The 13,091-nt window shown below is 70.9% G+C and carries 13 protein-coding genes; 2 read left to right on the top strand and 11 right to left on the bottom strand.

Features of this window, described 5'->3' with window-relative positions:
• Positions 1 to 139: 139 nt before the first annotated feature.
• Positions 140 to 2,674 (bottom strand): ATP-dependent Clp protease ATP-binding subunit, encoded by a 2,535-nt coding sequence (locus ACIREE_RS31545; RefSeq protein WP_404159681.1) that lies wholly within the window; start codon positions 2,672 to 2,674, stop codon positions 140 to 142.
• 433 nt (positions 2,675 to 3,107) lie between these two features.
• Here ACIREE_RS31545 and ACIREE_RS31540 point away from each other — a divergent pair, with 433 nt between their 5' ends.
• On the top strand, positions 3,108 to 3,731 hold the full coding sequence (locus ACIREE_RS31540; RefSeq protein WP_404159678.1) for an SCO3374 family protein: 624 nt from the start codon (positions 3,108 to 3,110) through the stop codon (positions 3,729 to 3,731).
• Here ACIREE_RS31540 and ACIREE_RS31535 read toward each other — a convergent pair.
• The 10 genes from ACIREE_RS31535 to ACIREE_RS31490 form a co-directional block, all read right to left on the bottom strand.
• Complete coding sequence (locus tag ACIREE_RS31535) at positions 3,710 to 4,045, bottom strand: Lsr2 family protein (RefSeq protein WP_363199288.1); 336 nt, start codon at positions 4,043 to 4,045, stop codon at positions 3,710 to 3,712. The two genes, ACIREE_RS31540 and ACIREE_RS31535, sit on opposite strands and share 22 nt — an antisense overlap.
• A 250-nt stretch (positions 4,046 to 4,295) precedes the next feature.
• Positions 4,296 to 4,856 carry an amino-acid N-acetyltransferase gene (locus tag ACIREE_RS31530; protein ID WP_404159674.1) on the bottom strand — a complete coding sequence of 187 codons (561 nt, stop codon included), beginning with the start codon at positions 4,854 to 4,856 and terminating at the stop codon, positions 4,296 to 4,298.
• 9 nt (positions 4,857 to 4,865) lie between these two features.
• Positions 4,866 to 5,342: a BlaI/MecI/CopY family transcriptional regulator gene (locus tag ACIREE_RS31525; RefSeq protein WP_404159786.1), complete on the bottom strand. Its 477-nt coding sequence runs from the start codon at positions 5,340 to 5,342 to the stop codon at positions 4,866 to 4,868.
• Positions 5,343 to 5,469: 127 nt separating this feature from the next.
• Positions 5,470 to 5,655: a hypothetical protein gene (locus ACIREE_RS31520; RefSeq protein ID WP_404159671.1), complete on the bottom strand. Its 186-nt coding sequence runs from the start codon at positions 5,653 to 5,655 to the stop codon at positions 5,470 to 5,472.
• A 13-nt stretch (positions 5,656 to 5,668) separates the two neighbouring features.
• Entirely contained in the window at positions 5,669 to 6,265 is a 597-nt protein-coding gene (locus ACIREE_RS31515) for a hypothetical protein (RefSeq protein ID WP_404159668.1), read from the bottom strand.
• A 105-nt stretch (positions 6,266 to 6,370) separates the two neighbouring features.
• Positions 6,371 to 7,168, bottom strand: a complete 798-nt coding sequence (locus ACIREE_RS31510) for a type III pantothenate kinase (protein ID WP_363199292.1) — start codon at positions 7,166 to 7,168, stop codon at positions 6,371 to 6,373.
• A 10-nt stretch (positions 7,169 to 7,178) separates the two neighbouring features.
• Positions 7,179 to 8,174: a carboxylating nicotinate-nucleotide diphosphorylase gene (gene nadC / locus ACIREE_RS31505; protein ID WP_404159665.1), complete on the bottom strand. Its 996-nt coding sequence runs from the start codon at positions 8,172 to 8,174 to the stop codon at positions 7,179 to 7,181.
• Complete coding sequence (locus tag ACIREE_RS31500; protein ID WP_404159663.1) at positions 8,171 to 9,889, bottom strand: L-aspartate oxidase; 1,719 nt, start codon at positions 9,887 to 9,889, stop codon at positions 8,171 to 8,173. Before ACIREE_RS31500 ends, nadC begins: the two co-directional genes overlap by 4 nt.
• The gene (panC, locus tag ACIREE_RS31495; RefSeq protein ID WP_404159660.1) at positions 9,886 to 10,872 is read right to left on the bottom strand and encodes a pantoate--beta-alanine ligase; all 987 of its coding nucleotides are present in this window, start codon (positions 10,870 to 10,872) and stop codon (positions 9,886 to 9,888) included. The genes ACIREE_RS31500 and panC overlap by 4 nt, the downstream gene beginning before the upstream one ends.
• Entirely contained in the window at positions 10,869 to 11,804 is a 936-nt protein-coding gene (locus ACIREE_RS31490) for a Rossmann-like and DUF2520 domain-containing protein (RefSeq protein WP_404159657.1), read from the bottom strand. Before ACIREE_RS31490 ends, panC begins: the two co-directional genes overlap by 4 nt.
• Before the next feature lie 134 nt (positions 11,805 to 11,938).
• On the opposite strand from ACIREE_RS31490, the gene ACIREE_RS31485 reads away from it, so the two are divergent.
• Positions 11,939 to 13,087 carry a threonine aldolase family protein gene (locus tag ACIREE_RS31485; RefSeq protein ID WP_404159654.1) on the top strand — a complete coding sequence of 383 codons (1,149 nt, stop codon included), beginning with the start codon at positions 11,939 to 11,941 and terminating at the stop codon, positions 13,085 to 13,087.
• The last annotated feature ends 4 nt before the right edge of the window (positions 13,088 to 13,091 follow it).

Here is a 13,091-nt window from a genome sequence, read left to right as displayed (position 1 = left end):
GCCACCCCCCCCCCCCCCCCCCCCCCACCCCACACCCCACCCCCCCCCCCCCCCCCCCCCCCCCCCCCCCCCCCCCCCCCCCCCCCCCCCCCCCCCCCCCCCCCCCCCCCACCCCGTATCCAGGCTCACCCGGTAAGGGTTACGCGTCCTTGCTCAGATTCGGCCCGGCGGAACCGCCCGCGGCCGCGTCCTCGATCGGCGGGACGTCGGGCAGCGGCGACTTCTCCTCGCCGCGGAAGGTGAAGGTCTTGGCCTCACCCTCGCCCTCTGTGTCGACGACCACGATGTGGCCGGGACGCAGCTCGCCGAAGAGGATCTTCTCCGAGAGGGTGTCCTCGACCTCGCGCTGGATCGTGCGACGCAGCGGACGCGCGCCCAGCACCGGGTCGTAACCCTTCTTGGAGAGGAGCTCCTTCGCGGACTGCGAGAGCTCGAGGCCCATGTCGCGGTCCTTGAGGCGCTCGTCCACCTTGCCGACCATGAGGTCGACGATCTGCAGGATGTCGTCCTGCGTGAGCTGCGGGAAGACGACGACGTCGTCGACACGGTTGAGGAACTCGGGGCGGAAGTGCTGCTTGAGCTCGTCCGAGACCTTGTTCTTCATGCGCTCGTAGTTGGACTTCGTGTCACCCGTGGCGGCGAAGCCCAGGTTGAAGCCCTTGGAGATGTCACGCGTTCCAAGGTTGGTCGTCATGATGATGACCGTGTTCTTGAAGTCCACGACGCGGCCCTGGGAGTCGGTCAGGCGACCGTCCTCCAGGATCTGCAGCAGCGAGTTGAAGATGTCCGGGTGGGCCTTTTCGACCTCGTCGAAGAGAACCACCGAGAACGGCTTGCGCCGCACCTTCTCCGTCAGCTGACCGCCCTCTTCGTAGCCCACGTAACCGGGGGGCGAACCGAAGAGACGCGAGACCGTGTGCTTCTCGCTGAACTCCGACATGTCGAGGGAGATCAGCGCGTCCTCGTCGCCGAAGAGGAACTCGGCGAGCGCCTTGGACAGCTCGGTCTTACCGACACCGGACGGGCCGGCGAAGATGAACGAACCACCCGGACGCTTCGGGTCCTTCAGACCGGCACGCGTACGACGGATCGCCTTCGAGAGCGCCTTGACGGCGTCCTTCTGGCCGATGACCCGCTTGTGGAGCTCGTCCTCCATGCGCAGCAGACGCGAGGACTCCTCCTCGGTCAGCTTGAAGACCGGAATGCCGGTGGCGGTCGCGAGGACCTCGGCGATCAGCTCGCCGTCCACCTCGGCGACGACGTCCATGTCGCCGGCCTTCCACTCCTTCTCGCGCTTGGCCTTCGCGGCGAGCAGCTGCTTCTCCTTGTCACGGAGAGAAGCTGCCTTCTCGAAGTCCTGGGAGTCGATCGCCGACTCCTTGTCGCGTCGCACGCCCGCGATCTTCTCGTCGAACTCGCGGAGGTCCGGCGGCGCGGTCATCCGGCGGATGCGCATCCGGGAACCGGCCTCGTCGATCAGGTCGATCGCCTTGTCCGGCAGGAAGCGGTCCGAGATGTACCGGTCGGCCAGCGTGGCCGCCTGCACGAGTGCCTCGTCCGTGATCGAGACACGGTGGTGGGCCTCGTAGCGGTCGCGCAGACCCTTGAGGATCTCGATGGTGTGCGGCAGCGACGGCTCCGCGACCTGGATCGGCTGGAAGCGGCGCTCGAGGGCCGCGTCCTTCTCCAGGTGCTTGCGGTACTCGTCGAGCGTGGTCGCACCGATGGTCTGGAGCTCACCGCGGGCCAGCATCGGCTTCAGGATCGAAGCGGCGTCGATGGCGCCTTCCGCGGCACCCGCACCGACCAGCGTGTGCAGCTCGTCGATGAACAGGATGATGTCGCCGCGGGTGCGGATCTCCTTGAGCACCTTCTTCAGGCGCTCCTCGAAGTCACCGCGGTAGCGGGAACCGGCGACCAGCGCACCGAGGTCGAGGGTGTAGAGGTGCTTGTCCTTGAGGGTCTCGGGCACCTCGCCCTTGACGATGGCCTGCGCGAGGCCCTCGACGACGGCGGTCTTGCCGACGCCGGGCTCACCGATCAGGACCGGGTTGTTCTTGGTGCGGCGCGACAGCACCTGCATGACGCGCTCGATCTCCTTCTCGCGCCCGATGACCGGGTCGAGCTTGGACTCACGAGCGGCCTGCGTCAGGTTGCGGCCGAACTGGTCGAGCACCAGGGACGTGGAGGGCGTGCCCTCGGCAGGACCACCACTGGCGCCGGCGGTCTCCTTGCCCTGGTAGCCGGAGAGCAGCTGGATGACCTGCTGCCGCACCCGGTTGAGGTCTGCGCCCAGCTTGACGAGGACCTGGGCGGCGACGCCCTCGCCCTCGCGGATCAGGCCGAGCAGGATGTGCTCCGTGCCGATGTAGTTGTGGCCCAGCTGAAGGGCCTCGCGGAGCGACAGCTCCAGGACCTTCTTGGCACGGGGGGTGAAGGGGATGTGCCCGGACGGAGCCTGCTGGCCCTGCCCGATGATCTCCTCCACCTGCTGGCGGACCGCCTCGAGCGAAATCCCGAGGCTCTCCAGGGCCTTAGCGGCGACACCTTCGCCCTCGTGGATCAAGCCCAGGAGGATGTGCTCGGTGCCGATGTAGTTGTGGTTGAGCATCCGGGCTTCTTCCTGAGCCAGGACGACAACCCGCCGCGCGCGGTCGGTGAACCTCTCGAACATCGTTAATCGCTCCTCAGAGCGGTCAGGCAGTAAAGGGGTCGGTCCCCTCCCTGTCCTTCCGCAGCTTAGTCCCGCAAGCGGGGACCGCTCATTCCAACTGCCGACACCCGCTCAAGGCCTCCTGCCCCCGAACGCCGACAACTGCTCCAACACCGATGGTGCGAGACGATGTTCCCGCAGGCCAGGCAGATACCCTCACCATCACTACGCCGATGGCGAACGCGAGATGCCCGGCGCGCACGTGTCGCCCCTCCCACTAGGGATGTCTTACCCGCAAGGACTGACACTCCATGCGGCGCGCGCCGGTTCCCTCCGCTACGGGCGAACACCCTTGCGCCACTCAGCACCTCCGCGCGCCCCCTTTTCGGCCACGCTGTGCTTCCACAGTGCCACAGCGCGTAACCCAGGGGTCGTCCACGCGGTTGCTCCTGGCATGGTCGCTCCCACACCTGCCTCCGGCACCGCTGTCCCCACGCCACGGCGCCCGCTCGACGCGGCCGGATCCGATCCGGTCGTGCAGTGGTACGAGGACGAGCTCGGCTGGGCCGCGACGGGCGGCCCCGAGGGCGTCCGGCTGCGTACGGGGCTGCGGTTCGACGTCCTGGAGCTGCCGGCGGACGCCGGCTTCGCGATGCTGCGCAGGCTGGATCCCCGGTCGCCGGTGGCCGTGCGGGGCGAAACGATGCGGCTGCTGGTCGCCGCGGGCAGTGCGGACGAGCTGCCCGGCCTGCTCGACTGGCTGGAGTGGGGGGCGCTGCCCCTGGACCTCGTCGCCGTCGGTGCGGACGGATTCATCGACGCGCCGACGCCTCCGGGGTGGACCGGCTCGCAGGAGGCCGCGGTGTGGGTGCGGCCCCCCGAGCCCGGACGCGAAGTGGAACCGGTGTTGCCGGCTCTGACGACCCTGACGGCCGTCTCGACCTGGTCGGTCGTAGGGGGCGGTGGGGGCGCCCCCGATCTCGTACGCCTCGTGGACACGGCGGCGACCCACTGCCACCGGGCCCGGCTGCGCCGCGCATCGGCAGCGCCGAATTCTCAGCCGTTGGCCTTCTCGTAAGCTTCACGGATCGCCTGGGGGACACGGCCGCGGTCGTTCACGTCGTGGCCGTTCTCCTTGGCCCAGGCGCGGATCTGCGCGGTGTCCTGGTTACCACCGGACGCGGCGCGCGCCTTGCCCCGGCCGCCCGCGGCACGGCCGCCGGTGCGCCGGCCGCCCTTGACGTACGCGTCGAGGAGGCCACGGAGCTTGTCCGCATTGGCGGTGGTGAGGTCGATCTCGTACGTCTTGCCATCGAGCGCGAACGTCACGGTCTCGTCCGCCTCGCCGCCGTCGAGGTCATCGACAAGAAGGACCTGAACCTTCTGTGCCACCGGATTTCCTTTCATCGATATCTGCAGGGCCGGCCCCCGGCGACCTAGGCCGCTGTTTCGCCGTCCCCTTGTTATATGCAGTACTGCAGTACGTCGGAAAGCAAACCGCTTTTGCGAGGAAAACACAAACCCCTGGCTGAGATCCAGGAGAGATCCCGGAGTTGTACGCTGCCCGAGCGGGGCCGAAAACATGCGCGTTTCGGACATAGGGCCCGCTCGCCGGTGGTTGCCGGAATACCGTCCGGGACGATCACAGATGCAGAAGCATCCGGCTGTTGCCCAAGGTGTTCGGTTTCACTCGTTCGAGACCGAGGAACTCCGCTACGCCCTCGTCATAGGAACGCAGCAGCTCACTGTAGACATCGGTGTCAACCGTATCGACGGGTGTCTCCCCGATCTCCACGAAGCCATGCTTGACGAAGAACTCGACTTCGAAGGTGAGACAGAAAACCCGGCGAACACCGAGCCAGCGCGCGGTCTGCAGCAGCTTGTCCAGTACCAGATGACCTACGCCGCCGCCCTTGACCAGTGGATTCACCGCGAGAGTGCGGACTTCCGCGAGGTCTTCCCACATGACGTGCAGCGCGCCGCATCCGACGACCTCCGCGTTGTCGTCACGTTCCGCGACCCAGAACTCCTGGATGTCCTCGTAAAGCGTCACCGTCGCTTTGTCGAGCAGGATCCCCTGTCGGCTGTACGCGTCGAGCAGTCGGCGCACCGCCGGTACATCGGCGGTCCTGGCCCTGCGGACGGAGACTGCTTTAGCGGTCGAATCGGCGCTTGTGAAGACTTCGGGGGGCTCTGCTGGCATGAGCGGACGCTATCGCCCGGCCTCCCTGTCCGCTTCCCCGGGTCCTGACGGGACTTCGGCGGGCACTTCGGGCGGCACTTCGACCGGAACTTCGGCCTGTACTTCGGCCGGGACTTCGGACGGTACTTCCGGCTGAACGATGCGCATGGCATCCCTGAGCGCTTCGCGCTGCTGGGACGACATCATGCCGAAGAACGCGACGAGCGCGGCGGCGGGGTTGTCGCTCTGCCCCCACGCCTCGTTCATCAGTGCGGCCGAGTAGGCGGCCCGGGTGGAGACGGCCTCATATCGATAGGCGCGGCCTTCCGCCTCACGGCGGACCCAGCCCTTCTGATGGAGATTGTCCAATACGGTCATGACCGTCGTGTAGGCGATGGACCGTTCCTGCTGGAGATCCTCCAGGACTTCCCTCACCGTCACCGGGCGGTTCCACTTCCACACCCGTGTCATCACTGCGTCTTCGAGTTCTCCCAAGGGGCGCGGCACGAGCAGCACAATAGTGGGAGAAGCCGGTAATTCAACGCCGGACGTGGCGAACGGCTTCAATCAATGGCAAAAGGGGCGCCCAGTGGGCGCCCCTTTGCACGGCTGCGATCGCGGACCGCGCGATCGGTCAGGCGCCTGCCTCGTGCACGCCGCCGGTCTGGCGGGTGGCCTCGGCGCGCGCGAGGGCGGCGTCGACGGCCGCGTCCTCCTTGCCCTTCCTGTCGCCACCCTGCGACTTCACGATCGTCACGATGAGACCGACGAAGAACACGGCCATCACTACCGGGGGCACGAGCGCGGAGACGTAGTCCATGCCTCCAGAGTAGCTAGCCCGCGGCCCACTGCTGCGGCGGGGCGGTGGGCTGAACGGGTCGGCGTTTGGGCGGGAAGACCTCGGCCGGGGTGGGCACGGGCTTCGGCGGGGTGCCCGGCCTCGGCCGCGCGGGCTGCTGGTCGCTGCCCGCGAGGCCGCCGGGCAGCGCGAGCAGGTGCGAGCGGGAGGCCGGGACGCGGCGGCGGTGGCGCGCTTCCAGCCGCTCCCGTACGCCCTGTTCGGCCAGGACGCGGCAGCGTTCGAGCAGGGCCGCCGCGGTGGGGTTGCCGCGCAGGGCGCGCAGTGCCGCGAGGTCGTCGACGCCGGGCTGGTGGCCCGCCGCCAGGGCGTCCTGGAGGAGGCTCAGGTAGCCGGTGACGGTGCCGGGCAGCGCGGCCCGGTACCGGTCGAGGTCGGCGAAGAGAAAGGCCCGCATACGGGCGCTCTCCCGCACGGCTTCGTCGACCGACTCGGCGACTCGGAGACAGTCCCGGACATCCGTGTCCGAGGCGGAGCTGGGATGGAGGGCGAGGGCGAGGGCGCGTCGGAGCACACGCAGCTCTTCTGCACCGAACGCCAGGCCGCCGCGGTTTCCGTAGGGCGTGGGCATGAAAGGACGATACGTGTCATTACCGACAAAATCGGCTTAACCGGCAATTCGTGGCGTGGCTGGCGTGGGCGTGGCGCGGGCGTGGCCGGAGTTGCGGTGGGAGCCCTAGAGCCGGGACACGTTCCGCTCGTACACGAGCCGCAGGCCGATCAGGGTCAGCCACGGCTCGTGCTCGTCGATGACCGAGGCCTCGCCGAGGATGATCGGCGCGAGCCCGCCCGTCGCGATGACGGTGACGTCGTCCGGGTCGGCCGCCAGTTCCTTCGCCATCCGCTGCACGACCCCGTCGACCTGGCCCGCGAACCCGTAGACGATGCCGGACTGCATGGCCTCGACCGTGTTCTTGCCGATGACACTGCGCGGCCGAGCCAGTTCGATCTTGCGGAGCTGCGCGCCGCGCACGCCGAGCGCCTCCACGGAGATCTCGATGCCGGGGGCGATCACGCCGCCCGCGTACTCGCCGCGCGCGGAGACCGCGTCGAACGTCGTCGCCGTACCGAAGTCCACGACGATCGCCGGGCCGCCGTAGAGCTCGACGGCCGCGACCGCGTTGATGATGCGGTCGGCGCCGACCTCCTTGGGGTTGTCCATGAGGATCGGGACGCCGGTCTTGATGCCGGGTTCGACCAGGACGGCGGGGACGTCGCCGTAGTAGCGGCGGGTGACCTCGCGCAGCTCGTGCAGGACCGAGGGGACGGTCGAGCAGATGGCGATGCCGTCGATGCCGTCGCCGAGCTCGTCGCCGAGCAGCGGGTGCATGCCCATCAGGCCCTGGAGCAGGACGGCGAGCTCGTCGGCGGTTCTGCGCGCGTCCGTGGAGATGCGCCAGTGCTCGACGATCTCCTCGCCGTCGAACAGGCCGAGGACGGTGTGGGTGTTGCCCACGTCGATGGTCAACAGCATGGCGGCCGCGTCACTCCGCTTCGCGCAGGTCGAGGCCGATGTCCAGGATCGGCGAGGAGTGGGTGAGGGCGCCGACCGCGAGGAAGTCGACGCCGGTCTTCGCGTACGTCGCCGCGTTCTCCAGCGTCAGGCGGCCCGACGACTCCAGGAGCGCGCGGCCGGCCGTGATCGCCACGGCCTCCTCGGTCTCGACCGGCGTGAGGTTGTCGAGCAGGATCAGGTCGGCGCCGGCGTCCAGGACCTCGCGCAGCTGGTGCAGCGTGTCGACCTCGACCTCGATCGGCAGGCCGGGGAAGCGGTCGCGTACCGCCTGGAAGGCCTGCGCGACGCCGCCCGCCGCGACCACATGGTTGTCCTTGACCAGGGCCGCGTCCGACAGGGACATGCGGTGGTTGACGCCGCCGCCCGCGCGGACCGCGTACTTCTCCAGGGAGCGCAGACCCGGTGTCGTCTTGCGGGTGTCGCGGACCTGCGTCTTCGTGCCCTCCAGAGCGTCCGCCCACGCGCGCGTGGCCGTCGCGATGCCGGAGAGGCGGCACAGGAGGTTGAGCGCGCTGCGCTCGGCGGTGAGCAGGTCACGGGTGCGGGTGGTGACGGACAGGAGCTTCTGTCCGGCGCTCACACGGTCGCCGTCCTCTGCGTGCCGCTCGACCTCGAACTCGTCGGTGGCCACTACGGAGATGAGTGCTTCGGCGACGCGCAGGCCCGCCACGACGCCGTCCTCGCGGGCGGTGAAGTCCGCGGTGGCGACGGCCTCTTCGGGGATCGTCGCGACGGTCGTCACGTCGACGCCGCCGGCCAGGTCCTCGGCGATCGCCATGTGGGCGATGTCCTCGATCTCGACGGGGTCCAGGCCCGCGTCGAGCAGGAGCTGGGCGAGCGACGGGTCGAGGCCGCACTCCATGGCGTCCTCGGGGGACGCCTGCGAACAGCCGCAGTTGTCACCGCAGCCGGCGCTGTCGGCGTCGGCCAGAGGGAGTTCGGGGGTGGCGCTCACGTCGGTCACTGCTCCTGAAGGTTCGTTGCCGGAAAGTCTGCGGTCTGTGTGGTGCGCGTGGCCAGGGTCCGGTCCGGATTGAGTCCTACGACGATGTGGCGGCGCCAGTTCGTGTCGTCGCGGTCGGCGTGGTCCTCGCGCCAGTGGCAGCCGCGCGTCTCCTCGCGGCGGCGGGCGGCGGCGACCAGGACGCGGGCCACGCACAGCAGGTTCGTGGCCTCCCAGGTGTCGACGCCCGGCTCGGACGTCTTGCCGTGCTCAGCAAGGGAGTTGACCGCCTCGGCGTGGATGCGGCCCAGCTGCGCGGCGGCCTCGGCGAGGGAGTCGGCGGAGCGCAGCACGCCCGCGCCCGCCGTCATCACCCGCTGGATCGCGAACCGGGCCTCCGGCGGGAGGAGGGGGTGGGTCGGGGTCTGCGGGTGCGGGACGGGCGCGGGCACGCGCGCGTGCAGGTGCTTCTCCGTGTGCCGCTGCTTGATGTCCTCCGCGATGCGTTCCGCGTAGACCAGGCCCTCCAGGAGGGAGTTGGAGGCGAGGCGGTTCGCGCCGTGGACGCCCGTGCAGGCGACCTCCCCGCACGCGTACAGGCCGGGGACGGTGGTACGGCCCTGGAGGTCGGTGCGGACGCCGCCGGAGGCATAGTGCGCGGCCGGGGCGACCGGGATCGGCTCGGTGACGGGGTCGATGCCGTGGGCGCGGCAGGCGGCGAGGATCGTGGGGAAGCGGTGTTCCCACATGTCGGCGCCGAAGTGCCGCCCGTCGAGGTACATGTGCTGGGTGCCGCGCTCCTGCATGCGTCGCGTGATGCCCTTCGCGACGATGTCGCGGGGCGCCAGTTCGGCGAGTTCGTGCTGGCCCACCATGAAGCGCACGCCGTCCGCGTCCACGAGGTGGGCGCCTTCGCCGCGTACGGCTTCGGAGACGAGCGGCTGCTGGCCCTCGGCGTCCGCGCCCAGGAAGAGCACCGTCGGGTGGAACTGGACGAATTCGAGGTCGCTGACCTCGGCGCCCGCGCGCAGCGCGAGGGCCACGCCGTCGCCGGTGGACACGTGCGGGTTCGTGGTCGCCGAGAAGACCTGGCCCATGCCGCCGGTCGCGAGGACCACGGCGGGGGCCAGGACCGCGCCGACGCCGTCGTGCTGTCCCTCTCCCATGACGTGCAGCGAGACGCCGGCCGTGCGGCCGTCGGCATCCATCAACAGGTCCAGGACCAGGGCGTTCTCAACGGTGTGCAGCCCACGCGCGCGTACCGCCTCGACGAGCGCCCGGGAGATCTCGGCGCCCGACGCGTCACCGCCCGCGTGCGCGATGCGGCGGCGGTGATGGCCGCCCTCGCGGGTCAGGTCGAGCTCGCCCTCGGGGGTCTCGTCGAAGTGGGCGCCGGTCGCGATGAGGCGGCGTACGGCGTCGGGGCCCTCGGTGACGAGCGTGCGTACCGCTCCCTCGTCGCACAGGCCCACGCCCGCGACCAGAGTGTCGTCGAGGTGCTGCTCGGGGGTGTCGCCGTCGCCGAGCGCGGCGGCGATGCCGCCCTGTGCCCAGCGCGTGGAGCCGTCGTCGAGGCGGGCCTTGGTGACGACGACCGTCGTCAGGCCCGCGGCCTCGCAGCGCAGGGCGGCGGTCAGGCCCGCGACGCCCGAGCCGACGACCACGACGTCGGCGTCGATGGACCAGCCCGGGGCGGGGGCGTGCAGTCGTATGCCGGTTCCTACAGAGGCGCTCATGGGCGGGCTCCGAATGTCAGGGGCAGGTTGTCGATCAGCCGGGTCGTCCCCACGCGCGCGGCGACGGCGAGAACGGCCTCGCCCTCGAAGTCGTCGGTCACGTCGGTGAGGTCGGCCGGGTCGATCAGGGCCAGGTAGTCCAGTTCGACGGGGGGACGCAGGCGAGCGGCCTCGTCCAGGATCTGGCGGGCCGCGGCGCGGACGGCCGCGGGGCCGCCCGGGAAGGCGACGGCGTGGGCGTCGGCCGCGGCGCGGGACTCGCCGAGTGCGCCCAGCGCCTGCGCACGTGCGCGCGTGGAGGGGCTTTCGGCGGCACGCGCGCGAAGGGCCTCTTGTGCGGCGTGCCGGTCGCGGCCCGCGAACAGGGAGCGGGACAGCGCGAGCGCGCTGCGCCGCTCGTCCGGCGACAGGTACCGGTTGCGGGAGGAGAGCGCCAGGCCGTCGGCCTCACGGACCGTGGGCACGCCGACGATCTCCACGTCGAAGTTCAGGTCGCGCACCATGCGGCGGACCAGGGCGAGTTGCTGCGCGTCCTTCTGCCCGAACAGGGCGACGTCCGCGCGCGTGAGGTGCAGCAGTTTGGCGACGACGGTGAGCATGCCGTCGAAGTGGCCGGGGCGCGAGGCTCCTTCGAGGCGCTCGCCCATCGGGCCGCCCGCGATGCGGACCTGCGGCTGCCCGCCGGGGTAGACCTCGTCCGCGGAGGGGGCGAACACGGCGTCCGCGCCCGCCTGTTCGGCGATCTTTACGTCGGCGTCCAGGGTGCGCGGGTAGCGGTCGAGGTCCTCACCGGCGCCGAACTGCAGCGGGTTCACGAAGACGGTGACGACCACTTCGCCGTCGGCGCCCGCGCGCTCGCGTGCCGTGCGGATCAAGGTGGCGTGGCCCTCGTGCAGGGCGCCCATCGTCATGACGACGACCCGCTGCCCGGCACGCGTGCGGCCCCGCAACTGCTCGCCTTCATGCAGCACCTTCGTACTCATGGCGTCTCCTCCGCACCGCCGGCGAGGACACCGAGCAGGTCTTCGGCGAGCTCCGGCTTCAACAGGCCGTGCGCTAGGGCACGGTCGGCGGTCGCGCGGGCCATCGCGAGGTATCCGGCGACGGTCCCCGGGGCGTGCTTGCGCAACTCCGCGACGTGCGCGGCGACCGTGCCGGCGTCGCCGCGCGCCACCGGGCCCGTGAGGGCCGCGTCGCCGGACCTGAGCGCGTTGTCGAGCGCGGCCCCGAGCAGCGGGCCGAGCATCCGGTCGGGGGCGGTGACGCCCGCGTCGCGCAGCAGGTCCATGGACTCGGCGACCAGCGTGACCAGGTGGTTCGCGCCGAGCGCGAGGGCCGCGTGGTAGAGCGGCCGCATGTCTTCGGCGATCCACTCGGGCTCGCCGCCCATCTCGATGACCAGGGCCTCGGCGGCAAGTCGCAATTCCTCGGGCGCGGTCACCCCGAACGAGCAGCCGGCCAGCCGCTGGACGTCGATCGGGGTGCCGGTGAAGGTCATCGCGGGATGCAGCGCGAGGGGCAGGGCGCCCGCGCGCAGGGCCGGGTCGAGGACCTTGGTGCCGTACCGCCCCGAGGTGTGCACGAGGAGCTGTCCCGGGCGGATCGAGCCGGTCTCGACGAAGCCCTCGACGAGGCCGGGCAGCGCGTCGTCGGGGACGGTGAGGAGCACCAGGTCGGCCCGTGCGAGGACGTCGGCGGGCGGCACCAGGGGGACGTCGGGGAGCAGAGTGGCGGCCCGCCGCACGGACGCGTCGGAGACTCCGGAGACGGCGACGGGGCGGTGCCCGGCCAGTTGCAGGGAGGCGGCGAGCGCGGGGCCCACGCGGCCTGCGCCGACGACGCCCACGGTGAGGCGAGCCGGGCGGTCCCTGGGATCGGCGGGCTCGGATCGGTGGTTCGGAGGGGGAAGTGACACGGGACGATGGCCTTCCGTTCCAGTCCGCTCGGGGTACCGGACGATTTCTCGTCATGTTAACGCTATCTGGGCGTGTGGGCCTCGGTTGTCCACAGGCTGTGGGCAAGGGCACGCGTGTGGGACATGATCGGTGGATGAGTGACAGGTACACCGAGGAAGACAAGCAGGCGGCGCGGCGGCTCGCGGCCTGGCGGGGCGCGGAGCGGGCGCTGGCGCGGCGGCCGGACGAGACGACGCTCGGCGAGCGGCTCGCCCAGTTGTCGGAGGCCGCGGGCTCGGTGACCGACCCGGCCGGCGACCTCGACTGGTACGGCGACGGGGTGGTCGCCGAGCTGGAGACGAAGGTCGCCGCGCTGCTCGGCAAGGAGGCGGCCGCGTTCTTCCCCAGCGGCACGATGGCGCAGCAGGTCGCGCTGCGTTGCTGGGCCGGGCGCACCGGAAACTCCACGGTCGCCCTGCATCCGCTGGGCCATCCCGAGGTCCACGAGCGCGGCGCCCTCTCCGTGGTGACGGGCCTGCGCACGGTGCACCCCACCGGTGAGCCGCGCCAGCCCACGGCCGACGAGGTGCACGCGCTCGACGAGCCGTTCGGGACGCTGATGCTCGAACTGCCGCTCAGGGACGCCGGTTTCGTGCTTCCGACGTGGGAGGAGTTGGAGGAGGTGTGCGAGGCGGCACGCGCGCGTGACGCCGTCGTGCACTTCGACGGGGCGCGCCTTTGGGAGTGCACGGAGCACTTCGGTCGCCCGCTGGACGAGATCGCGGCGCTCGCGGACAGCGTCTACGTGTCGTTCTACAAGACGCTCGGCGGGATCAGCGGCGCCGCGCTCGCGGGCCCGCAGTCGTTCGTCGACGAGGCCAGGGCCTGGCGGCACCGGTACGGGGGCCAGATCTTCCAGCAGTTCCCGCAGGTGATCGCGGCGCTGGTGGGCCTGGACCGGGAGCTGCCGAAGCTGCCGTCGTACGTGGCGCACGCGCGCGTGGTCGCGGAAGCGATGCGGGAGGGCTTCGCGGCGGCCGGGGTGCCCTGGGCGCGGATCCATCCGCAGACGCCGCACACGCACGAGTTCCGGGTGTGGCTGCCCTACGACGCCGAGGCGCTCACGGAGGCTGCCGTGTCGCAGGCGGAGGAGACGAAGGCGGCGCTGTTCGGGCGCTGGTCGGCGGCGGACAGGGTGCCGGGGCTCTCGTTCACCGAGGTCACGGTCGCGGGTCCTGGCCTGGAGTGGAGCGCCGACGACGTCCGCGCGGCCGTCGCGGACTTCGTGGGGCGCCTGCCCTGAGGGC

Source organism: Streptomyces sp. NPDC102467 (assembly GCF_044765445.1).
Lineage (GTDB): Bacteria > Actinomycetota > Actinomycetes > Streptomycetales > Streptomycetaceae > Streptomyces.
The sequence above is the reverse complement of the archived record's forward strand: the minus strand, read 5'-3'. Positions and strand labels throughout refer to the sequence as shown.